This window comes from Pseudomonas granadensis (genome assembly GCF_900105485.1).
Taxonomy (GTDB): domain Bacteria; phylum Pseudomonadota; class Gammaproteobacteria; order Pseudomonadales; family Pseudomonadaceae; genus Aquipseudomonas; species Aquipseudomonas granadensis.
In genome coordinates this window covers 2,009,656-2,031,850 of record NZ_LT629778.1, presented here as the reverse complement: position 1 = coordinate 2,031,850, position 22,195 = coordinate 2,009,656, and the positions used below count along the sequence as shown (strand labels likewise).

Annotated in this window: 18 protein-coding genes; 11 read left to right on the top strand and 7 right to left on the bottom strand. The window is 61.1% G+C overall.

The window, feature by feature from the left end; translation table 11 throughout:
• Positions 1-57 precede the first annotated feature (57 nt).
• The gene (locus tag BLU52_RS08980) at positions 58-1,002 is read right to left on the bottom strand and encodes an aldo/keto reductase (protein WP_197677959.1); all 945 of its coding nucleotides are present in this window, start codon (positions 1,000-1,002) and stop codon (positions 58-60) included.
• Between the two features lie 110 nt (positions 1,003-1,112).
• Here BLU52_RS08980 and BLU52_RS08975 point away from each other — a divergent pair, with 110 nt between their 5' ends.
• Together BLU52_RS08975 and BLU52_RS08970 are read left to right on the top strand one after the other, a co-directional pair.
• The gene (locus BLU52_RS08975; RefSeq protein WP_090282845.1) at positions 1,113-1,883 is read left to right on the top strand and encodes an alpha/beta hydrolase; all 771 of its coding nucleotides are present in this window, start codon (positions 1,113-1,115) and stop codon (positions 1,881-1,883) included.
• Between the two features lie 248 nt (positions 1,884-2,131).
• The gene (locus BLU52_RS08970) at positions 2,132-2,998 is read left to right on the top strand and encodes a CAP domain-containing protein (RefSeq protein WP_090282844.1); all 867 of its coding nucleotides are present in this window, start codon (positions 2,132-2,134) and stop codon (positions 2,996-2,998) included.
• Between the two features lie 221 nt (positions 2,999-3,219).
• Here the strand turns inward: BLU52_RS08970 and BLU52_RS08965 are convergent, their stop codons facing one another.
• Both BLU52_RS08965 and BLU52_RS08960 read right to left on the bottom strand, forming a co-directional pair.
• Positions 3,220-4,503: a Zn-dependent hydrolase gene (locus tag BLU52_RS08965; protein ID WP_090282843.1), complete on the bottom strand. Its 1,284-nt coding sequence runs from the start codon at positions 4,501-4,503 to the stop codon at positions 3,220-3,222.
• Positions 4,504-4,636: 133 nt separating this feature from the next.
• Entirely contained in the window at positions 4,637-6,121 is a 1,485-nt protein-coding gene (locus BLU52_RS08960; protein ID WP_090282842.1) for an NCS1 family nucleobase:cation symporter-1, read from the bottom strand.
• A 622-nt stretch (positions 6,122-6,743) separates the two neighbouring features.
• On the opposite strand from BLU52_RS08960, the gene hydA reads away from it, so the two are divergent.
• The 3 genes from hydA (at position 6,744) to preA (ending at position 10,986) form a co-directional block, all read left to right on the top strand.
• Positions 6,744-8,183 (top strand): dihydropyrimidinase, encoded by a 1,440-nt coding sequence (hydA, locus tag BLU52_RS08955; RefSeq protein WP_090282841.1) that lies wholly within the window; start codon positions 6,744-6,746, stop codon positions 8,181-8,183.
• A gap of 160 nt (positions 8,184-8,343) precedes the next feature.
• Positions 8,344-9,711 carry an NAD(P)-dependent oxidoreductase gene (locus tag BLU52_RS08950; protein ID WP_090282840.1) on the top strand — a complete coding sequence of 456 codons (1,368 nt, stop codon included), beginning with the start codon at positions 8,344-8,346 and terminating at the stop codon, positions 9,709-9,711.
• Entirely contained in the window at positions 9,712-10,986 is a 1,275-nt protein-coding gene (gene preA / locus BLU52_RS08945; protein ID WP_090282839.1) for an NAD-dependent dihydropyrimidine dehydrogenase subunit PreA, read from the top strand.
• A gap of 214 nt (positions 10,987-11,200) precedes the next feature.
• On the opposite strand, the gene BLU52_RS08940 is transcribed toward preA, so the two are convergent.
• From BLU52_RS08940 to BLU52_RS08930, 3 genes are all read right to left on the bottom strand, one after another.
• Complete coding sequence (locus BLU52_RS08940; RefSeq protein WP_090282838.1) at positions 11,201-11,821, bottom strand: TetR/AcrR family transcriptional regulator; 621 nt, start codon at positions 11,819-11,821, stop codon at positions 11,201-11,203.
• A gap of 185 nt (positions 11,822-12,006) precedes the next feature.
• Positions 12,007-13,149 carry an HlyD family secretion protein gene (locus BLU52_RS08935; RefSeq protein WP_090282837.1) on the bottom strand — a complete coding sequence of 381 codons (1,143 nt, stop codon included), beginning with the start codon at positions 13,147-13,149 and terminating at the stop codon, positions 12,007-12,009.
• On the bottom strand, positions 13,146-14,801 hold the full coding sequence (locus tag BLU52_RS08930) for an MFS transporter (protein ID WP_090282836.1): 1,656 nt from the start codon (positions 14,799-14,801) through the stop codon (positions 13,146-13,148). Before BLU52_RS08930 ends, BLU52_RS08935 begins: the two co-directional genes overlap by 4 nt.
• 307 nt (positions 14,802-15,108) lie before the next feature.
• On the opposite strand from BLU52_RS08930, the gene BLU52_RS08925 reads away from it, so the two are divergent.
• The 6 genes from BLU52_RS08925 to BLU52_RS08900 all read left to right on the top strand — a co-directional run bounded on the left by BLU52_RS08925 (position 15,109) and on the right by BLU52_RS08900 (position 21,343).
• The gene (locus BLU52_RS08925) at positions 15,109-16,404 is read left to right on the top strand and encodes an OprD family porin (RefSeq protein WP_090282835.1); all 1,296 of its coding nucleotides are present in this window, start codon (positions 15,109-15,111) and stop codon (positions 16,402-16,404) included.
• 275 nt (positions 16,405-16,679) lie between these two features.
• A complete protein-coding gene (locus BLU52_RS08920; RefSeq protein ID WP_090282834.1) occupies positions 16,680-17,504 on the top strand; it encodes an NAD-dependent epimerase/dehydratase family protein in 825 nt (274 codons plus the stop codon).
• 30 nt (positions 17,505-17,534) lie between these two features.
• Positions 17,535-18,428, top strand: coding sequence for an SMP-30/gluconolactonase/LRE family protein (locus BLU52_RS08915; protein WP_090282833.1), 894 nt, complete (start codon positions 17,535-17,537; stop codon positions 18,426-18,428).
• Between the two features lie 60 nt (positions 18,429-18,488).
• On the top strand, positions 18,489-19,460 hold the full coding sequence (locus tag BLU52_RS08910) for a TRAP transporter substrate-binding protein (protein ID WP_090282832.1): 972 nt from the start codon (positions 18,489-18,491) through the stop codon (positions 19,458-19,460).
• 75 nt (positions 19,461-19,535) lie between these two features.
• Positions 19,536-20,063 carry a TRAP transporter small permease gene (locus BLU52_RS08905; RefSeq protein ID WP_090282831.1) on the top strand — a complete coding sequence of 176 codons (528 nt, stop codon included), beginning with the start codon at positions 19,536-19,538 and terminating at the stop codon, positions 20,061-20,063.
• A complete protein-coding gene (locus BLU52_RS08900) occupies positions 20,063-21,343 on the top strand; it encodes a TRAP transporter large permease (RefSeq protein ID WP_090282830.1) in 1,281 nt (426 codons plus the stop codon). The genes BLU52_RS08905 and BLU52_RS08900 overlap by 1 nt, the downstream gene beginning before the upstream one ends.
• Before the next feature lie 45 nt (positions 21,344-21,388).
• Here BLU52_RS08900 and BLU52_RS08895 read toward each other — a convergent pair whose 3' ends face one another.
• Entirely contained in the window at positions 21,389-22,189 is an 801-nt protein-coding gene (locus tag BLU52_RS08895) for a sulfite exporter TauE/SafE family protein (protein WP_090282829.1), read from the bottom strand.
• Positions 22,190-22,195 lie beyond the last annotated feature (6 nt).

Here is a 22,195-nt window from a genome sequence, read left to right as displayed (position 1 = left end):
CTCCGGGAGAGGGCTGGGGTGAGGGCTTGGGGCCACCTGGTCTGCGCAAAAGCTGCGCTAATCGATTAACGCCATCAACTGATGCCGTTGCGCATCGGTCAGCATTGGTCCAAATCCAGCCTTGACGTTATCCGCCATGTAACGCGGATTACTGGTGCCCGGAATTACACACGTTACCGCTGAATGCGAGAGCAGAAACTTCAGCGCCAGTTGCGGCCAGCTATTGACCTGCACGTCGGAAACCCAGCCCGGCAGCGGCTTGCCCTTGAGCCGCGCGAGCAAGCCACCACCACCGAATGGCCGATTGCAGATCACCGCGACCCCACGTTCGCGGCACAGCGGCAGGATACGTTTCTCGACGCCGCGATCATCGAGGGCGTAGTTGATTTGCAGAAAATCCACAGATTCAGTCTTCAGTACCGCTTCAACTTCATCGTAGGCCGACGGCGTGTAGTGGGTGACGCCGATGTAGCGGATGCGCCCCTGCTCCTTCCATTCACGCAGTGTCGGCAAGTGGGTCTGCCAGTCGAGCAGGTTGTGGATCTGCATCAGGTCGATGCGTTCGGTTTGCAGCAGGCTGAACGACTGCTCCATCTGCGCAATGCCCTCCTCGCGCCCTCGCGTCCACACTTTGGTGGCGAGAAACGCTGGCGAGCGCGGCTGGTGGATCGACAGCAGTTCACCGGTGGTCTTTTCGGCGCGACCATACATCGGTGAGCTGTCGATCAACGTGCCGCCCTTGGCGAACAACTCATCGAGCACCGCCGGCAACTGCCGGTAAACCGGATCGCCGGGAGCCACATCAAATCCGCGATAGGTGCCGAGGCCGACGATCGGCAACGCCTCGGAGCTGGATGGGATGGCGCGGGTCTGCATGGTCTGGCCTCCGGTCGTCGCGGATGTCGTGCGGCTGGCCAAGGCCCGATCAAGGCTGAAGACCGCCGAAACTCCGGCCGCCAGCGTAAGCAGGCGGCGTCGGGAATAACCCTCAGTGTGGCTCATGCTGGCTCCCCTGCTGCATGGATCTGTTGCCGGTTGTGTGGCGAGCGGCCGAGTGTTGCGGTGGACTACACTGCGACGGCCAACCTTCACTCCCGATTAAAAATAGCCGAATGTCCCGAACCTTGATGTCACTCGTCGCATTGCTCGTCGCCCTGTACCTGGCGTTGTGCGCAGCGCTATTCGTGTTTCAGCGCTCGCTGATCTATTTTCCGCAGCCCAATGCCGTCGCCAGCGCTGACTCGCGGATGACCTTGTCGATGCCCAACGCAAAGGTTTCGGTGCTTACCCGCGCACATAGCGGCCCGCGAGCGCTGCTGTATTTCGGCGGCAATGCCGAGGACGTCTCGGGCAATCTGCCGGAGTTTGCCGAGGCTTTTCCTGACTACGCGTTGTACCTGCTCAATTACCGTGGTTTCGGTGACAGCGACGGCTCGCCGTCCGAAGCGGCGATTGCCGAGGACGCGCTGGCGCTGTTCGATCAGGTTTACGCCAGTCATCCGCAGATCGCGGTGATCGGGCGCAGTCTCGGCTCGGGTGTCGCCGTGCGCCTGGCCAGCCAGCGGCCGGTGCATCAGTTGATTCTGGTGACGCCCTACAACAGCCTCGAAGAAATCGCCGTGCGCCAATACCCTTGGGTGCCGGTGAAGTGGTTGCTCAAGGATCGCTTCGAGTCGGGCAAATATGCCGCGCATATCCGCGTGCCGACGTTGCTGCTGGCGGCCAGTGATGATGAGGTAATTCCGCGCGCCAGCACCCAGCGCCTGCTTGAGCACTTCCCTGCGGGCGTGGCGGCGCTTCGAGTGGTGCCGGAGTCGGGGCATAACTCGATTGCCGCGCGGGAGGAGTATTTGCAGTGGATGGGCGACGTGTTGAATCGCTGAAAGTCGAGTTGTCCGAAAGGGCCCCTTCGCTCCCACATGGGAATGCATTTCAAATGTAGGAGTGAGCCTGCTCGCGATGGCGTCATCCAGCGCAACATCGCATCTTGTCTGATCACGCCCTTTATCGCCCTGCTCCAAAAACAGCCGCCCATCGCTTGAACCAAGTCCCGAATCGCCAGTCCTACCCGCGCCGCATTTCGCGGTTCACTCGACTTTTTGCGCTGTCCCCCTTCAGAGCCGCCCGCCCCATGCGCCACGCCGTTCGTTCGTCTCGCTTTGTTTCGCTGTGCCTGCTGATCCTTTCTCCGCTGTTTGTCGAAACCGCCCAGGCCGGTGCGGAGCGGCAACTGGTGGCCGCGATCAATGACTATCGCGCCCATCCGCAACGTTGCGAGCGGCGCCCGGCGCAGCGTCTGGCACCGTTGCGACTGAACGCGAACCTGGCCCTGCCGATCGGCTATGGCTACGCCGGCGGCATGCGTGAGGCGCTGAAATCCTCGGGCTACGCCGCCACGGCGGTGCGCAGTATTCGTGTGGTCGGTGCCGAGGACGCCGAAGAAGCCTTCGACCAGTTGCTCGACGAACACTGCGCCGCACTGCTCGATGCGACGTATGCCGACATCGGCGTCAGCCGTTCGCGCAATCAATGGCAAGTGGTGCTGGCGCGACCGGTGCTCGACAGCCGCGTCGGTGACAACCGCACCGTCGGCAAGGCACTGCTCGCTGAAGTCAACGCCGCCCGCGCCCGCCCACGAATGTGCGGCCGCCAGCGCTTCGCCGCCGCACGGCCGTTGAGCTGGAACGCGGCATTGGGCGCCGCCGCGCAGGGCCACAGTAAAGCCATGGCCTACGGCAACTATTTCGCCCACCGCGACCCGGACGGCGACCAGCCAGCCGACCGCGCCCGCGCCGCCGGTTATCGCGGTCGGCAAATCGGTGAAAACATCGCCGCCGGGCAAAGCTCACCGGGCAAGGCGATGGCCGGATGGCTGGCCAGCCCGGGCCATTGCGCCAACCTGATGAACCCGATGTACACCCAGGTCGGCGCCGGGTTCGCCAGCGAAGCACGCAGCGCTGAAGGGGTGTACTGGACGATGATGTTTGGTGCGCCTTGATGGCTGCGGTTGAGGGTTTGCGCTGAACTGACTGGCCTCATCGCGAGCAGGCTCACTCCTACAGGATTTGTGGGGGCCACCTGGCTCAGGCACGCCGAAGATCCCTGTGGGAGCCAGCCTGCTGGCGATGGCGTCAGGTCAGCCAAATCATCTGTGGCTGACACTCCGCTATCGCGAGCAGGCTCACTCCTGCAGGGGTTAGTGTGTGCCATCGAATCTTGTCAGGCCGCGCGCTGTCCGGCGGCAACCATCGCCGAAGCCGCCAGCATTGCCCGCAGCAGCACCGCGCATCCCGCCGCCAGATCATCCGGGGCGGCGTTTTCGATTTCGTTGTGGCTGATGCCGCCTTCGCACGGGACGAAGATCATCCCGGCCGGGCCGAGTTCGGCGAGGAAAATCGCGTCGTGGCCGGCGCCGCTGACAATGTCCATGTGTGACAGGCCCAGCCCTTGTGCCGCGCCACGTACCGCTTCGACGCAGCCCTTTTCGAAGTACAGCGGCGGGAAGTCCGCGGTTGGTGTCAGCTCATAAGTGAGGCCGTGGGCCTGGCAGGTGGATTCGATGATTTGTTTTACCTCGGCGATCATCGAATCCAGGCGCGCCGGCTGGAGATGACGGAAATCCAGGGTCATGCGCACTTCGCCGGGAATCACGTTGCGTGAGCCGGGATAGGCTTGCAGGCAACCGACCGTGCCACAGGCGTGCGGCTGGTGGCCGAGGGCGGCGCGGTTGACGGCACCGACGATCACTGCGGCGCCGACCAGGGCGTCCTTGCGCAGGTGCATCGGCGTCGGGCCGGCGTGGGCTTCGACGCCCCGCAACTTGAGGTCGAACCACTTCTGCCCGAGCGCGCCGAGAACCACGCCGATGGTTTTCTTTTCGTCTTCCAGAATCGGGCCTTGCTCGATGTGCGCCTCGAAGTAGGCACCAACCGGGTGTCCGCTGACTTTGCGCGAACCGGCGTAGCCAATGGCGTTGAGCGCTTCGCCGACCGTGACACCGTCGGCGTCGACTTTGGCCAGGGTTTCGGCGAGGGTGAATTTTTCCGCGAACACCCCCGAGCCCATCATGCACGGGGCGAAGCGCGAGCCTTCTTCGTTGGTCCAGACCACCACTTCCAGCGGCGCTTCGGTTTCCACGTTGAGGTCGTTCAAGGTGCGCAGGACTTCTACGCCGGCGAGCACGCCGAAGCAGCCGTCGAACTTGCCGCCGGTGGGTTGTGTGTCGATGTGGCTGCCGGTCATCACCGGTGGCAGCTCGGGATTACGCCCCGGACGGCGAGCGAAAATGTTGCCGACGGCATCCACCGTGACGCTGCATCCGGCCTCCTTGCACCATTGCACAAACAAGTCGCGGGCCTGGCGGTCGAGGTCGGTCAGGGCCAGGCGACAGACACCGCCCTTGACCGTGGCGCCGAGTTTGGCCAGCTCCATCAGCGAGGCCCACAGGCGATTGCGGTTGATGTGCTGATGGCTCGATTGCAGAACGTCGACGGCTGCGTTCATGGGGATCTCCTCAGGCTGTTTCTTTTGATGTTTCTTGGGTGTCTGGTAAACCGCTATCGCGAGCAGGCTCACTCCTACAAGGGGAACGCATTTCAAACTGTAGGAGTGAGCCTGCTCGCGATGAGGCCAGTCGCTACACCGCTGATTTAACGACCGATGGCTGCGCACGCATCACGCACAACCCGTAATAGATCAAACCGCCCAGCGCCGAGCCGGTGAACCAGCCGTAGCTGTAGAACCAGCTGAACGCATCGCTGCCCAGCGACAACAATGTCAGCAGCACCGGCACGCCGAAGGCGATGAAGCCGGCGCCGTTCCATGCCGGGTACACGTCATCGCGATACAGACCGGCAAGGTCCAGTTGCTGTTTCTTGATCAGGAAATAGTCCACCACCATGATCCCGGCAATCGGCCCGAGCAGGCTCGAATAGCCCAGCAGCCAGTTGGAGTACACGCTTTCCAGGCTGACGTCGGAAACGATCAGACCGAGTTTTTTCAGCAACTCATGGGCCATCAGCGCCAGCCCGACCAGACCGGTCAGCAACACCGCTTTGGTGCGGTTGATCACCTTGGGCGCGATGTTCTGAAAGTCGTTGGTGGGCGAGACGATGTTGGCCGCGGTGTTGGTCGACAGCGTCGCAATGATGATCAGCGCCATGGCCACCGCCACCCACACCGGGCTCTGGATGTGGCCGATCAGCGTGACCGGATCCGACACGGTCACGCCGACCAGTTTCACCGACGCCGCGGTCATCACCACGCCGAGCGCGGCGAACAGAAACATGGTCAATGGCAGGCCGATGATCTGCCCGAGAATCTGGTCTTTCTGGCTCTTGGCGTAGCGACTGAAATCAGGAATGTTCAGCGATAATGTGGCCCAGAAACCGACCATCGCCGTCAGCCCGGCGGCGAAGTAACCGACCACACTGGCGCCTTCAGGACGCTTGGCCGGGATCGCCATCAGCTCGCTCATCGACACATTGGGCATCGCCCACACCAGCAGACCGATGCCGACCGCCACCAGCAGCGGCGCAGACAGGGTTTCCAGCCATTTGATCGACTCGGCGCCGCGAATCACTACCCACAGGTTCAGCGCCCAGAACACCATGAAACCGATCACCTCACCGGTGCCGCCCAGCGATTTCCAACCCTCGAATACGGAGCCCAGAAACAGGTGAATCGCCAGCCCGCCAAACATCGTCTGAATGCCGAACCAGCCACACGCGACCAGCGCGCGAATCAGACACGGTACGTTGGAGCCGAGAATGCCGAACGACGAGCGCAGCAGCACCGGAAAGGGGATGCCGTACTTGGTCCCGGGGAATGCGTTCAGCGTCAGGGGAGTCAGCACAATGATGTTGGCGAACAGAATCGCCAGCAGCGCTTCACCCACGGTCAGCCCGAAATAGGCGGTGAGCACGCCGCCCAGCGTATAGGTCGGCACGCAGATCGACATGCCGACCCACAGTGCGGTGATGTGCCATTTGTTCCAGGTGCGTTCGTGCACCTTCGTCGGTGCCATGTCGTGGTTATAACGGGGACTGTCGAGGACATCGCTGCCGGCTTCGAGCTCGAACAAGCCGTCGCGCTCGCTCACTTGCGATCTGATCTGTTGCATGGCCGCTCCACTGTTCTTTTGATTATTTTTGCTCATCAGGCGGCTGGCACACGCAGGTGCGAGCCGGACGATGGCCGGAGGAACTGACAACTGTCGTGCACCGGCCACGGTGTCAGCGGCGGCATCAATAAACGTGCCGGGTATCCCGCTTGGCGACAGGGCCGAGCTTTAAACGCTTTGCAACTTTCTGATATTCATCAGTTTTAATTATTTATCCGAGTGCCCTGCGGAAACTTGTCTGAACGCTCAGGCTAAACGCTTGGCAAGTTGTCCGAACTGTCAGGACTCAATCTGGTGCACTGCACTTTTTTTCCTTGTGAGCGAAGCGCTGCAGCTCAACTTCAAGCGGCTGATTTCACATAGGAAATCTTGCTCATATTTCCATCCTGTCAAGTGCGTCAAAATGGTGAACGGCCTCACCATTTTGGTGATATCTGTTTTTTTCTTTAATTTTCAATCAGTTAAAACGATCATAAGCTTATAAAAAATATTCTTGCTCAATTATAAAATCGCGACTAGCTTCTATTCCTGACAGCGCTGACAGGAATAAAACCTGCAGCGATGAATACCTATAAAACATCTAGAACCGACACAAGTCGGTCATGCCTGCGAGGAACTCGGAATGTCTCTGTTGATCCGTGGCGCCACCGTTGTAACCCATGATGAAAGTTATCGCGCCGACGTCTATTGCGCTGACGGCGTGATCAAGGCCATCGGAACCAACCTTGATGTTCCGGCCGGCACCGAAGTGCTCGACGGCAGCGGCCAATACCTGATGCCCGGCGGCATCGATCCGCACACGCACATGCAACTGCCGTTCATGGGCACCGTGGCCAGCGAGGATTTCTACAGCGGCACGGCGGCCGGTCTGGCCGGCGGCACCACGTCGATCATCGACTTCGTGATTCCCAACCCGCAGCAGTCATTGATGGAAGCGTTTCATCAGTGGCGCGGCTGGGCGGAAAAGTCCGCTTCCGATTACGGCTTTCATGTGGCGATCACCTGGTGGAGCGAGCAAGTCCGCGAGGAAATGGCCGAGCTGGTCAGCCACCACGGCATCAACAGCTTCAAGCATTTCATGGCCTACAAGAACGCGATCATGGCCGCCGACGACACGCTGGTGGCGAGCTTCGAGCGCTGCCTGGAACTCGGCGCGGTACCGACCGTGCATGCGGAAAACGGCGAGCTGGTCTATCACCTGCAACGCAAGCTGATGGCCCAGGGCATCACCGGGCCGGAAGCGCATCCGTTGTCGCGGCCGTCACAAGTCGAAGGCGAAGCGGCCAGCCGGGCGATTCGTATCGCTGAAACCCTCGGTACGCCGCTGTACCTGGTGCACGTCTCGACCAAGGAAGCCCTCGACGAAATCACCTATGCGCGCAGCAAGGGCCAGCCGGTTTACGGTGAAGTGCTGGCCGGGCATCTGCTGCTCGATGACAGCGTTTACCAGCACCCGGACTGGCAGACCGCTGCCGGCTACGTGATGAGCCCGCCGTTCCGCCCGCGCGGGCATCAAGAGGCGCTGTGGCATGGCTTGCAGGCCGGCAACCTGCACACCACCGCCACCGATCACTGCTGTTTCTGCGCTGAGCAAAAAGCTGCCGGGCGCGATGACTTCAGCAAGATTCCCAACGGCACGGCGGGCATCGAAGACCGCATGGCGGTGCTCTGGGAGGAAGGCGTCAACAGTGGGCGCTTGTCGATGCAGGATTTCGTCGCCCTCACCTCCACCAACACCGCGAAGATCTTCAACCTCTACCCGCGCAAAGGCGCAATCCGTGTCGGCGCTGATGCCGATCTGGTGCTGTGGGACCCGCAAGGCACGCGGACGATTTCCGCCAAGACCCACCATCAGCAGGTGGACTTCAATATCTTCGAAGGCAAGACCGTGCGCGGCGTGCCGAGCCATACCGTCAGCCAGAGCCGGCTGGTCTGGGCCGACGGCGACCTGCGCGCCGAACGCGGTGCCGGGCGCTATATCGAACGGCCGGCGTACCCGGCGGTGTTTGATTTGTTGAGCAAACGCGCTGAGCAACATCGCCCGACTGCGGTCAAGCGCTGAAGCGAGGCCTTCGGCCTCATCGCGAGCAGGCTCACTCCTACATTTGAAATGCATTCCTCCTGTAGGAGTGAGCCTGCTCGCGATGGCGCCATTTCAGACGACATGAAACCCACTGCCCACCAGAGGCAGAAAACCTCAAATAACCGTGAGGCACACCACCGTGATCGACTCCCTGAACCACCTCCCCCACCCGCACGAAAGCGCGGCTGCCCTCGCCGGGCATTTCACCGATCTGGCGCCGCCACTCAACGCCCGACAGGCGCATCTGGAAGCTTCGCGCTGCCTGTATTGCTACGACGCGCCGTGCGTCAATGCGTGCCCGAGCGAGATCGATATTCCCTCGTTCATCCGCAATATCCATCAGGACAACGTGCCCGGCGCGGCGCAGAAAATCCTTTCGGCGAACATTCTTGGCGGCAGTTGCGCGCGGGCCTGTCCGACCGAGATTCTTTGCCAGCAAGCCTGCGTGCGCAACAACGCCCAGGAATGCGCACCCGTGCTGATCGGCCTGCTGCAACGCTACGCCGTCGACAATGCGCACTTCACCGAGCATCCGTTCCAGCGCGCCGCCGCCAGCGGCAAACGCATCGCCGTGGTCGGTGCCGGGCCGGCCGGGTTGTCCTGCGCGCATCGCAGTGCCATGCACGGCCATGACGTGGTGATTTTCGAGGCGCGGGACAAGGCTGGCGGCCTCAATGAATACGGCATCGCCAAGTACAAACTGGTCGACGATTACGCGCAGAAGGAACTGGATTTTCTCCTGCAGATCGGCGGCATCGAAATCCGCCACGGGCAGAAACTCGGCGACAACCTGACCCTCAGCGAACTGCATCAACAATTCGACGCGGTGTTTCTCGGTCTCGGCCTCAACGCCAGCAAGCAGCTCGGCCTGGCCCACGAAGATGCACCCGGCCTGCTCGCCGCCACCGATTACATCCGCGAACTGCGTCAGGCCGATGACCTCTCGCAACTGCCATTGGCCGAGCGCTGCATCGTCCTCGGTGCCGGCAACACCGCAATCGACATGGCCGTGCAAATGGCCCGCCTCGGTGCGCGTGATGTGAATCTGGTGTATCGCCGTGGCGCCGCGGATATGGGCGCGACGGTTCACGAACAGGATATCGCCAAGGCCAATCAGGTGCGTTTGCTGACTTGGGCGCAGCCAGAAGAAGTGCTGCTCGACGCGCAGGGCCATGTGCGCGGCATGCGTTTCGCCCGCACCGATCTGGTCGACGGACGCCTGCAAACCACTGGCGAAACCTTCGAGCTGGCCGCTGACGCGATCTTCAAAGCCATCGGCCAGAGCTTCGACGCCAGCGCCCTCGCGGACCCGCTGGCGCGCGAGCTCAAACGCCAGGGCGCGCGTATTCAAGTGGATGAAAACCTGCGCACCAGCATCCCCGGTGTGTATGCCGGCGGTGACTGCACCAGCCTCGATCAGGACCTCACCGTGCAAGCCGTACAACACGGCAAACTCGCCGCCGAGGCGATCAACGCTCAACTGATGCTCAACGTGGAGGCTGCGTAAATGGCCGATCTCTCGATAGTCTTCGCCGGCATCAAAGCCCCGAATCCGTTCTGGCTGGCCTCCGCGCCGCCCACCGATAAGGCTTACAACGTGGTCCGCGCCTTCGAGGCCGGCTGGGGTGGTGTGGTCTGGAAAACCCTCGGTGAAGACCCGGCGGCGGTTAACGTTTCCTCACGTTATTCGGCGCATTACGGCAATAATCGGGAAGTGCTCGGCATCAACAACATCGAGCTGATCACCGACCGCTCGCTGGAAATCAACCTGCGCGAAATCACTCAGGTGAAAAAGGCCTGGCCCGACCGTGCGCTGATCGTCTCGCTGATGGTGCCGTGCGTGGAGGAATCGTGGAAACACATCCTGCCGCTGGTCGAGGCAACCGGCGCTGATGGCATCGAGCTGAACTTCGGCTGCCCCCACGGCATGCCCGAGCGCGGCATGGGCGCCGCGGTCGGGCAGGTGCCGGAGTACGTCGAGCAAGTGACGCGCTGGTGCAAGACCTATTGCTCGCTGCCGGTCATCGTCAAACTGACGCCGAACATCACCGACATCCGCGTCGCCGCCCGCGCCGCACATCGTGGTGGCGCCGATGCGGTGTCGCTGATCAACACGATCAACTCGATCACCAGCGTCGACCTGGAGCACATGGTCGCCCTGCCGACTGTTGGCAGCAAAAGCACCCACGGCGGTTATTGCGGCTCGGCGGTCAAGCCGATTGCACTGAACATGGTCGCCGAAATCGCCCGCGATCCGCAGACTCAAGGCTTGCCGATCTGCGGCATTGGCGGCATCGGCAGCTGGCGCGATGCGGCGGAATTCATGGCGCTGGGCAGTGGCGCAGTGCAGGTGTGCACGGCGGCGATGCTCCACGGTTTCCGTATTGTCGAGGAGATGAAGGACGGCCTGTCGCGCTGGATGGACAGCCAGGGCTACGCCAACATCGCCGAGTTTTCCGGGCGCGCGGTGGGCAATACCACCGACTGGAAATACCTCGATATCAACTACCAGGTGATTGCGAAGATTGATCAGGAGGCTTGCATTGGTTGCGGGCGGTGTCACATCGCTTGCGAAGACACCTCACACCAGGCGATCGGCAGTTTGAAGCAGGCGGACGGCACCCATAAATACGAGGTGATCGACGACGAATGTGTGGGCTGCAATTTGTGCCAGATCACCTGCCCGGTGGCGGACTGCATCGAGATGGTGCCGATGGACACGGGCAAGCCGTTTCTCGACTGGAATCATGATCCGAGGAATCCGTATCACGTTGTTGTCTGAATCGTGCGCTGATCCTGAAAGCCCCTCACCCTAGCCCTCTCCCAGAGGGAGAGGGGACTGATTGGGGGATGCTGAAAAATAGTGCAGACCTGCAAGTGCTGTTGTGAATCCATAATCGACTCGGTTTTTCAGGTCGATGACCTCTCAAGACACCTCGGTTAGTCCCCTCTCCCTCTGGGAGAGGGTTAGGGTGAGGGGCTTTTGATTTTGGCCCTCAAGGCTCCAGCCCGATCCCGCGCAAGATCACACTCGTCACCGTCTGCACCGCCCGCTCGAACTGCATGTCCGACAGCGGCTGATGCTCGTTCAGGATATTCACCTGATGATCGAAGTCGGCATAGTGCTGGGTCGAGGCCCAGATCATGTACAGCAGGCTCGACGGTTCCACCGGCAGAATCCGCTTGTCCTCGACCCACTGGCGAATCTTCGCTTCCTTCATTTTTGCCCAGTCATACAGGCTGGCATCCAGCGCCTCGCCCAGCGTCGGCGCGCCATGAATGATTTCGTTGGCCCAGACTTTCGAGCCGTACGGGCGGCTTCGCGAGTGGTTCATCTTGGCGCGGATGTAGCTGCTCAGCACCACCCGTGGATCATCGAACATCTCGAAGCACAGCGCGTCCTGCTTCCACACTTCGAGCAGGTCGAACAGCACCGCGCTGTACAGCTCGCTCTTGGTTGAAAAGTAATAATGCAGATTGGAGCGCGGCAGTTGCACCTCGGCGGCGATATCAGCCATGGCGGTGCTGCCGAAGCCTTTTTCGGCGAAGACTTTTTCCGCCGCCAGCAGGATTTTTTCGACGTTGCTGCGGCGAATTTCGATCTTGTGATTGCCCATGTGGGCTCCCTGACGACAGCGTTGACCAAGACTAGCATTCGCTTGCAACGGATGGAAAACCCGCGCCCGACACCATCCCTTGTAGGAGTGAGCCTGCTCGCGATAGCGGTGTGTCTGTGACAAACAGGGCGACTGACACACCGCTATCGCGAGCAGGCTCACTCCTACATTGGAAAATGTGTGCATCAATGCGGTTGGGTGTCGCCTGCGGCAGTATCAATGCTGACCACCACCGACATCCCCGGCCGCAACCGCTCCTCTTCCTGCTGATCCGGATCGATGGTGATCCGCACCGGCACGCGCTGGGCGATCTTGACGAAGTTGCCGGTGGCATTGTCGGCCTGCAGCAAGGCGAATTCGGAACCGGTACCCGGCGAAATATGCTGAACATGCCCGGTGAATTTGCGGTGGTTCAACGCATCGACGGTAAAGCGCACCGGCTGCCCGACGCGCACGTTGTCCATCTGGGTTTCCTTCATGTTGGCGATCACCCATTTCTGCTCCGGCACCAGCGCCATCAACTGTGCCCCGGAGTTGACGTAAGCGCCGAGGCGCACGCCGATCTGCCCGAGCTGGCCGTCGCGGGGGGCGACAATGCGCGTGTTCGACAGATCGATCCGCGCCAGTTTCACCGCCGCTTCGGCGCTGGCCACGGCGGCCTCCAGAGAGCCGCGATTGACGATCACGGTTTGCAGATCCTGGCGGGCGATTTCCAGGTTGGCTTTGGCTTGCGCCACAGCGGCGGTGCTTTGCGCATTGGCGGCGAGGGTCACGTCGAACTCTCGTTTGGACACCGAGCCGTCGCTGACCAGATCCTTGTTGCGGCGCAGATCCGCCTCGCTCTTGCGCAATTGCGCTTCACTGTCGGCGAGCACCGCCTGGCGCAGCTTGATCGTCGCTTCGGCGCTGTTGCGTTGCTGCACCACATTGGCCAGCGCCGCGCGCTGCACCGCCAGTTGCGCCAGCGCCTGATCGAGGCGCTGCTGGTAAATCCGGTCATCCAGACGCACCAGCAGATCGCCGGCCTTCACGTACTGGAAATCCTGCACCGGCACTTCAAACACATAACCGCTGAGCTGCGGCCCGATGATCGTCACCTGCCCACGAATCAAAGCGTTCTCGGTGGTTTCGACGGCGCTGCTGAACGGCGGCAATTGCCAGGCGTAGAGCACGATCAGCGCGCCGACGATGGCAATCGCGGCAAAGCCCAGCGACGAAATGATGCGTACGCGCAACGAGCGTGGCGCGGTGTTTGGCGATGACGGCGGCGTCTGCCCTTCAGGCGTGGCGGCGATGGCATTGGTGGTTGTGGTGGTGGGTTCGGTCATGAAGAAGTGGCACCGCTTGATGGTACGGAAGGCGTCGGCTCGATGGCTTTGGTGGTGCTCATCAGCCACAACGCGCGAATCGAAAGCCAGATCATGGTCAATACCGCAATGACCGCGATCAGCATGAAGACATCGTTATAGGCCAGCACGTTCGCTTCGCGCGTTGCCGCATTGGCGAGGCTGCGGATGCCGACCAGGTTGCGCAGGCCGGGGTCGGCAAAAAACCCGCCGTAGGCCGCACCGCCGCTCTGCACGCGCGCCGCCACCAGCGGATCGGACATCACCAGTTGCTCGACGATGTGGCTGGAATGGTACTTCTCGCGCACGATCTGAAAGGTCCCCAGCAACGCCGCGCCGAGAAGCCCGCCAAGGTTGTTGCAGATCCCGAACAGCACGGAAAAACTCACCAGATTGCGCGGGTTGGTCAACACGTTGCGCGTGCCGAAGACCATGGTCGGGCCGAGAAAGAACGTACTGCCGAATGCCAGCAGGAACTGGCTGAAATACATGTTTTGCGGGCGCGTGATGTTGCTGGAAAAACTGTCCATGACCGACCCCGTGGCCATCAGCGCCAGGGAAATAATCAGCGGCATCAGCAAGTGTTTCGGGTCGATGGTCAATGCGCTGGTCGCCAGCCCGGCGATGCTGCCGATCAGCATCACCACGTACAGACTGTGCAGTTGCTCGTAACCCATGTTGAGGTTCTGCATGAAACCGACCGCACCAGTGGACTGCTCTGAGGTGACCATGCGAATCAGGGTCACCGCCAGCGCCAGCCGGATCATCGTTCCGCTGCCCAGCCAGCGCGTCATCAGCAGCGGGTTGCTGCGGTTGTGCTCGATGGCCAGGCCCATGATGATCAGCGCGATCGACGCCGCCAGGGCGATGCCGATCCAGTCGGCTTCCAGCCACCAGTCGATGCGCCCCAGCGACAGCACCGCACAGAGCAGGCCGACGCCCGTGGCGAGAATGGCGAAGGTCAGGAAGTCGAGCTTTTCGAAGGTCTTGAAGCGGTCACCCGGCGGCAACTTGAGCAGCAATACACAGCCCAGCGACAGCAGCGCCATGCCCAATTCGAACAGGTACAAACCGCGCCACTCGGCAATCTGCAACAGGTCTTCGGAGAACAGCCGCGCCAGTGGCAGCGCCAGTTGCGAGGTGCCAAGGCCGAGCACCAGCGCCTTCAGCCGCCACTTCGCCGGGAACGCCTGAACCATGTAATACAGGCCCAGCGAACTCAGTGCCGCGCCGACCATGCCGTGCGCCGCCCGCACCGCTATCGCCGAATTCAGGTCGTTGACGAACAGATGCCCAAAGGTTACCAGTGCATACAGCACCAGAAACACCTCGGTGAAGGCACGCAAGCCGAACTGCTGACGAAACTTCACCAGCAGCAGGTTCATCGACACGTTGGTCATCACGAAGGCCGCCGGCAACCAGGCCATTTCCGCCGTGGTCGCGCCGAGCGAGCCTTGCAGATAAATCAGGTTGGCAACCACCAGCGAATTGCCCAAACCGCCAGTCACCGCCACCAGCACACCGACCAGCGCATAGGCCAGGCGCTTGCGGTTGGAGTGCAACGGCGTCGAGGGGGAACCAGGCAGACTGGGTTTCTCGTGCGGCTGCCATTGGCGCGGGGCGTATTTATCCATCGAAAGGCCTTGTGCGGAGGATGGAGGAAGTTTGCCGCAATTCGACCGGCAACACACATTCCATGGACAACACAAAACCCTGTAGGAGTGAGCCTGCTCGCGATGGCGGCGTGTCAGTCATCGATTTCGTCACCGACAAACCGCTATCGCGAGCAGGCTCACTCCTACAGAGGACAAGACGTCCGGGTGGAGTCATCGTATAACTTGGTGTTGACAATCCCCGAAAAGATGGGAAATATCCGCATCGATGTTGTACGACGACGTATGACAAATAATAAAAACAACAAGCGAATCTGGGAGCGTCACAGTGAGCACACTCGCCCGCAATTCCGTCCGCCCTTCACCTGTTTCCAATTTCAAACCGCGTTCGACCCTGAGCCTGATCGGCTGCAGCAGTCTGGCCCTCGCCCTGCCGATGAGCGCCGATGCCGAAGGCTTTCTGGAAGACAGCAAAGCCACGCTGAACCTGCGCAATGCCTATTTCAACCGCAACTTCGTCAACCCGGCCAACCCGCAGGGCAAGGCTGAAGAGTGGACGCAGAGCTTCATCCTCGATGCCAAATCCGGTTTCACCCAGGGCACCGTCGGCTTCGGCCTCGATGTGCTCGGGCTGTATTCGCAAAAACTCGATGGCGGCAAAGGCACGGGCGGCACGCAACTGTTGCCGATCCACGATGACGGGCGCCCGGCGGACAACTTCGGTCGCCTCGGCGTTGCGCTGAAAGCCAAGGTGTCGAAGACCGAATTGAAAGTCGGCGAATGGATGCCGGTGTTGCCGATCCTGCGTTCCGACGACGGTCGTTCGCTGCCGCAGACCTTCCGCGGCGGCCAGATCACTTCCACCGAGATCAATGGCCTGACTGTCTACGGCGGCCAGTTCCGTGGCAACAGCCCGCGCAACGATGCGAGCATGGAAGACATGTCGATGAACGGCCGCGGCGCGTTCACCTCGGATCGCTTCAACTTCGGCGGCGGCGAGTACACGTTCAACGACAAGCGCACCATGGTCGGCGTGTGGTACGCCGAGCTGACCGACATCTACCAACAGCAGTATTTCAACCTCAGCCACAGCCAGCCGCTCGGCGACTGGACGCTGGGCGCCAACCTCGGTTTCTTCACCGGCAAGGAAGACGGCAGCGCTCAGGCCGGCGACCTCGACAACAAGACCGCGTTTGCCATGCTCTCGGCCAAATACGGTGGCAACACCTTCTACGTCGGCCTGCAGAAACTCACCGGTGACGACGCCTGGATGCGGGTTAACGGCACCAGCGGCGGGACCCTGGCCAACGACAGCTACAACGCCAGTTATGACAACGCCAAGGAACGCTCCTGGCAGCTGCGTCACGACTACAACTTCGTCGCCCTCGGCATCCCCGGTCTGACCCTGATGAACCGCTACATCAGCGGTGACAACGTCCACACCGCCAGCACCAACGACGGCAAGGAATGGGGCCGCGAATCGGAACTGGCCTACACCGTACAGAGCGGCCCGCTGAAAAGCCTCAACGTGAAATGGCGCAACGCGACCATCCGCCGCGACTTCAGCACCAACGAGTTTGACGAGAACCGGATCTTCATCAGCTATCCGATTTCGTTGTTGTAATTTGTCGGGCAACACAGCCCCCCTGTAGGCCTTCGCCTGCTCGCGATAGCGGTATATCAGTCAGAGAATATGTCGGCTGATGCACCGCTATCGCGAGCAGGCGAAGGCCTACAAGGGAACGCATTTCAAGGCGAGGCAATTGGAAAAACACTGTTCCGCCTTCCGTCATCTACACCAAAAGTCGCGTTGACAAGTTCCCGGAACCCTACCGATACTTCAGCGCAGTCATACGACAACCTACAACAAACCTAATAACAATGTGTTCAGGGATTGCCATGACGTCTACCTCTACTCCGCGCGCTCCATTCAATCGCCTGCTGCTGACCGGCGCTGCCGGTGGCCTGGGCAAAGTCCTGCGCGAACGCCTGCGTCCTTACGCCAATGTGCTGCGCTTGTCCGATATCGCCGCGCTCGCCCCGGCCGTCGATGATCACGAAGAAGTCGTACTCTGCGATCTGGCCGACAAACAGGCCGTGCATCAACTGGTCGATGGGGTCGACGCGATCCTGCATTTCGGCGGAGTCTCAGTCGAGCGCCCGTTCGAAGAGATCCTCGGCGCCAACATCAGCGGCGTGTTTCACATCTACGAAGCGGCACGCAAGCATGGTGTGAAGCGGGTGATCTTCGCCAGCTCCAACCACGTCATCGGTTTCTACAAGCAGGACGAGAAACTCGACGCCAGCTCCCCACGCCGCCCTGACGGTTACTACGGTCTGTCCAAGTCCTACGGCGAAGACATGGCCAGTTTCTACTTCGATCGCTACGGCATCGAAACCGTCAGCATCCGCATCGGCTCCTCGTTCCCGGAACCGCAGAACCGCCGGATGATGCATACCTGGCTGAGCTTCGACGACCTCACGCAACTGCTCGAGCGTTCGCTGTACACGCCGAACGTCGGTCACACCGTGGTCTACGGCATGTCCGCCAACAAGGACGTGTGGTGGGACAACCGCTACGCCAGCCACCTCGGTTATGAAGCCAAGGACAGCTCGGAAGTGTTCCGCGACAAGGTCGAAGCACAGCCGATGCCGGCCGCCGATGACCCGGCGCGAATCTACCAGGGCGGCGCCTTTGTGGCGGCCGGCCCGTTTGGCGACTGATCCCTGCGACCACGACACGAGGTAATCAGTATGCAAGCCGAATTGATCGTCGATGCGCGCAACGCTGTGGGCGAAAGCCCGGTCTGGGTCGCCGAGGAAAACGCCCTGTACTGGGTGGACATTCCCAATGGCGGGCTGCAACGCTGGAGCGCCGACAGCGGGCACGTGGCGTCGTGGAAAGCGCCAGAAATGCTCGCCTGTATCAGCCGCCACCGCAGCGGTGGCTGGGTGGCCGGCATGGAAAGCGGTTTTTTTCGCCTGCATCCCCACAGCGACGGCAGCCTCGACAGCGAATTGCTCGCGAGTGTCGAGCACAGCCGCGCGGACATGCGCCTCAACGATGGTCGCTGCGACCGTCAGGGGCGTTTCTGGGCTGGCAGCATGGTGCTGAACATGGGACTGAATGCGCCTGAAGGCCGGCTCTACCGCTACGGTGCCGGGCAGTCCGGTGTGATTGAAGCGCAACTCGACGGCTTCATTGTGCCCAACGGCCTCGGCTTCAGCCCGGACGGCAAGATCATGTACTTGTCGGATTCGCATCCCGACGTGCAACTGATCTGGGCGTTCGATTACGACACCGAGACCGGCACGCCGTCGAACCGCCGGGTGTTTGTCGACATGAAGCACTTTCCCGGCCGCCCCGATGGTGCCGCCGTGGATGCCGAAGGTTGCTATTGGATCTGTGCCAACGACGCCGGACTGATTCACCGCTTCGCCCCGGACGGTCGCCTGGATTTTTCACTGCAAGTGCCAGTGAAGAAACCGACCATGTGCGCCTTCGGCGGCAGCGACATGAGCACCCTGTTTGTCGCTTCGATTCGCCCCGGCGACGACCACGACCCGCAATCGCTGGCCGGTGGCGTGTTCGCGCTGAAGCCCGGCGTCAAAGGCCTCGCCGAACCAGAATTCAACGATTTGCTTTAGACCCTCTGCTGCACCGCTGCGCCTTGAACACAAAAATAACAAGACTGGAGACTCACCCCCATGAACTTCAAACGCACCTTGCTCGCCGCTGCACTCCCGCTGATATTCACCCTCGCTGGCGCCGCTCAGGCACTGGAACTTAAAGTCGCCGACATCCACCCCAAGGGTTATCCAACCACGGTGGCGGAAGAAAGCATGGGCAAAATGCTGACCAAAGAGACCAACGGCGAGCTGACTTTCAAGTACTTCCCGGGCGGTGTGCTGGGTTCTGAAAAGGAAGTCATCGAGCAAATGCAAGTCGGCGCGATACAGATGTCCCGGGTCAGCCTGGGGATCGTCGGCCCTGTCGTACCGGACGTGAACGTCTTCAACATGCCGTTCATCTTCCGAGACCACCAGCACATGCGCAATGTCATCGACGGTCCAGTGGGCGATGAAATCCTCGGCAAGATCACCAATTCCGAATTCGGCCTGGTGGCCCTGGCCTGGATGGACGGCGGCACGCGCAACATCTACACCAAAAAACCGGTGCGCAAGCTCGAAGATCTAAAGGGCATGAAAATTCGCGTGCAAGGCAACCCGATGTTCATCGACATGATGAACGCCATGGGTGCCAACGGTATCGCCATGGACACCGGCGAGATCTTCAGCGCTCTGCAAACCGGCGTGATCGACGGCGCGGAAAACAACCCGCCGACCCTGCTCGAACACAACCACTTCCAGAACGCCAAGTTCTACAGCCTGACCGGTCACCTGATCCTGCCAGAGCCTATCGTGATGTCGAAAATCACTTGGGAGAAACTCACTCCGGATCAACAGACACTGGTCAAGAAAGCCGCCAAGGCTGCCCAGGCTGAAGAGCGCGAGCTGTGGGACAAGAAGTCCGCTGCCAGTGAAGAAAAACTCAAGGCCGCCGGCGTCGAATTCATCACGGTCGACAAGAAGCCCTTCTACGACGCCACCGCTCCGGTCCGCGAGAAGTACGGCGCGCCATATGCCGACCTGATCAAGAAAATCGAAGCCGTTCAATAACGCCTCCCGCTCCGTACTCACGACAAGGCCCGGCGCGCCCGATGATTCAGGCGCGCCCGGTTACGGTGGAACCCGATGAAGAATCTACTGCTGCGTATCAATGACAAGATCTACATGACGTGTATCTGGGTGGCCGGCCTTTCCGTTCTGGCAGTTTCCCTGATGATTCCCTGGGGCGTGTTTGCGCGCTACGTGCTGGGTACCGGTTCGAGCTGGCCCGAGCCTACGGCCATTCTGCTGATGATCGTGTTCACATTTATTGGCGCTGCTGCCAGCTACCGCGCCGGCGCGCACATGGCCGTGGCCATGGTGACCGACCGCATGCCGCCGCATCTGCGCAGCGCAGCGTCGATTTTTTCCCAATTGCTGATGGCCCTGATCTGCATTTTCATGACGATCTGGGGATTCAAGTTGTGCATGTCCACCTGGAACCAGTTCATGGCGTCCCTGCCCACCCTGCGGGTGGGCATGACCTATTTGCCGATTCCCGTGGGCGGTTTGCTGACCCTGGTTTTTGTCCTGGAAAAACTGTTTCTCGGTGACCAGAGCAAGCGTCGGGTCGTGCAGTTCGATCTGGTTGAAGAAAGCGAAGGTGCCGTTTAATGGACGCTCTGATTCTGCTGGGCAGTTTTATCGTATTGATCCTGATCGGCATGCCGGTTGCCTATGCACTCGGTGCCGCCGCGCTGATCGGTGCGTGGTGGATCGACATCCCCTTCCAGGCCGTAATGATCCAAGTGGCGGGCGGGGTAAACAAGTTCTCACTGCTGGCCATTCCGTTCTTTGTCCTCGCCGGCGCGATCATGGCAGAGGGCGGCATGTCCCGGCGGTTGGTGGCGTGTGCCGGTGTGCTGGTGGGTTTCGTCCGTGGTGGCCTGTCACTGGTCAACATCGTCGCCTCGACCTTCTTCGGTGCGATCTCCGGTTCGTCGGTGGCCGATACGGCGTCGGTGGGTTCGGTGCTGATTCCGGAAATGGAGCGCAAGGGTTATCCGCGGGACTTCTCCACCGCCGTGACCGTCAGCGGCTCGGTGCAAGCATTGTTGACTCCGCCCAGCCATAACTCGGTACTCTACTCGCTGGCTGCTGGCGGTACGGTGTCGATTGCCTCGCTGTTCATGGCCGGCATCGTCCCGGGCTTGCTGATGAGCGCGTGCCTGATGGTGCTGTGCCTGATCTTCGCGAAAAAGCGCAACTATCCCAAGGGCGAAGTGATCCCGATGCGCCAGGCGCTGAAAATCGTCGGCGAAGCCCTCTGGGGCCTGATGGCGATGGTGATCATCCTCGGCGGTATCCTCTCCGGGGTCTTCACCGCGACCGAGTCGGCCGCTATCGCCGTGCTGTGGTCGTTCTTCGTGACCATGTTCATCTACCGCGACTACAAGTGGCGTGAACTGCCCAAACTGATGCATCGCACGGTGCGGACCATCTCCATCGTGATGATCCTGATCGGCTTCGCCGCCAGCTTCGGCTACATCATGACCCTGATGCAGATTCCGGCGAAGATCACCACGGCGTTCCTGACCCTGTCGGACAACCGTTACGTGATCCTGATGTGCATCAACGTCATGTTGCTGCTGTTGGGCACGGTGATGGACATGGCGCCGCTGATCCTGATCCTGACGCCGATCCTGATGCCGGTGATTCTGGACATCGGCGTCGATCCGGTGCAGTTCGGCATGATCATGCTGGTCAACCTGGGGATCGGATTGATAACACCGCCCGTGGGAGCCGTGCTGTTCGTCGGTTCGGCGATCGGCAAAGTCAGCATTGAAAGCACCGTCAAAGCGCTGCTGCCGTTCTACGCCGTGCTGTTCCTGGTGCTGATGCTGGTGACCTACGTGCCTGCGCTGTCGCTGTGGCTGCCGCACCTGGTGTTGTAAAGCGCTGCCCCATCGCAGCCCGGGCCGGGCTGCGATGGTTTCACTTCAGGCCCGCAGCAACATGTACCCCGCCACCATCACGCAAACACTCGCAAACCCGACCTGCAAGGCCCGCGCCGGTACCCGCGCACAGAGTTTTCGACCGATGATCATGCCGACCACGCTGGCGATGATGAACGCCGCGCCCTGACGGTCGATACGTACACCGGCATGAAACGCGCCGATCACACCGATCGCTGAAATCAGGCTGATCACCATCAACGATGTGGCGACGATGCCGCGCATCTGCACGTCGGTCAGTTGCTTGAATGCCGGCACGATCAGGAAGCCGCCTCCGACCCCGAGCAAGCCCGAGACCACCCCGGTGACTGCGCCCAACGCGGCCAGCGTCGCGGTGCATTTGGCAGTCCAGTCGAAACGCCCGGTCTGCTCGTTGAGCATGCAGTTCTTCTGGCCCCAACTGGCATGACCGTGATCGCTCGGCCCCGCTTGCTGACGCTCTTTTCTGAACATGCGCCAGGCGACCATGACCATCAGCAGGCTGAACAGGATCATCAGCACCTTTTCCGGCAACTGATGCGCGAAGTAGATCCCCAGCGGCGAAAATACCGCGCCCAGCCCCGCGATCAACAATGCCGCGCGGTAGCGCACCAGGCCATGGCGCAGGCCATCGATAGCGCCGACCGCCGCCGCACTGCCCACCGCAAACAACGCCACCGGCGCTGCTTGCGTCATGCTCCAGCCAAGGCCCAGAACCAGCGCCGGCACCGCGAGAATCCCGCCACCCGCGCCGGTCAAACCGAGCACCATGCCCATCACCACGCCAAACAGACTTGCCAGCCACATAAGGTT

Excerpts from the sequence above, each read along its gene's own strand:
- BLU52_RS08930 (WP_090282836.1), bottom strand. The coding sequence starts at position 14,801 with ATGGATAAATACGCCCCGCGCCAATGGCAGCCGCACGAGAAACCCAGT.
- BLU52_RS08960 (WP_090282842.1), bottom strand. The coding sequence starts at position 6,121 with ATGCAACAGATCAGATCGCAAGTGAGCGAGCGCGACGGCTTGTTCGAG.
- BLU52_RS08905 (WP_090282831.1), top strand. The coding sequence starts at position 19,536 with ATGAAGAATCTACTGCTGCGTATCAATGACAAGATCTACATGACGTGT.
- BLU52_RS08900 (WP_090282830.1), top strand. The coding sequence starts at position 20,063 with ATGGACGCTCTGATTCTGCTGGGCAGTTTTATCGTATTGATCCTGATC.
- BLU52_RS08915 (WP_090282833.1), top strand. The coding sequence starts at position 17,535 with ATGCAAGCCGAATTGATCGTCGATGCGCGCAACGCTGTGGGCGAAAGC.
- BLU52_RS08965 (WP_090282843.1), bottom strand. The coding sequence starts at position 4,503 with ATGAACGCAGCCGTCGACGTTCTGCAATCGAGCCATCAGCACATCAAC.
- preA (WP_090282839.1), top strand. The coding sequence starts at position 9,712 with ATGGCCGATCTCTCGATAGTCTTCGCCGGCATCAAAGCCCCGAATCCG.
- hydA (WP_090282841.1), top strand. The coding sequence starts at position 6,744 with ATGTCTCTGTTGATCCGTGGCGCCACCGTTGTAACCCATGATGAAAGT.
- BLU52_RS08975 (WP_090282845.1), top strand. The coding sequence starts at position 1,113 with ATGTCCCGAACCTTGATGTCACTCGTCGCATTGCTCGTCGCCCTGTAC.
- BLU52_RS08920 (WP_090282834.1), top strand. The coding sequence starts at position 16,680 with ATGACGTCTACCTCTACTCCGCGCGCTCCATTCAATCGCCTGCTGCTG.
- BLU52_RS08935 (WP_090282837.1), bottom strand. The coding sequence starts at position 13,149 with ATGACCGAACCCACCACCACAACCACCAATGCCATCGCCGCCACGCCT.
- BLU52_RS08895 (WP_090282829.1), bottom strand. The coding sequence starts at position 22,189 with ATGTGGCTGGCAAGTCTGTTTGGCGTGGTGATGGGCATGGTGCTCGGT.
- BLU52_RS08980 (WP_197677959.1), bottom strand. The coding sequence starts at position 1,002 with ATGAGCCACACTGAGGGTTATTCCCGACGCCGCCTGCTTACGCTGGCG.
- BLU52_RS08940 (WP_090282838.1), bottom strand. The coding sequence starts at position 11,821 with ATGGGCAATCACAAGATCGAAATTCGCCGCAGCAACGTCGAAAAAATC.
- BLU52_RS08910 (WP_090282832.1), top strand. The coding sequence starts at position 18,489 with ATGAACTTCAAACGCACCTTGCTCGCCGCTGCACTCCCGCTGATATTC.
- BLU52_RS08970 (WP_090282844.1), top strand. The coding sequence starts at position 2,132 with ATGCGCCACGCCGTTCGTTCGTCTCGCTTTGTTTCGCTGTGCCTGCTG.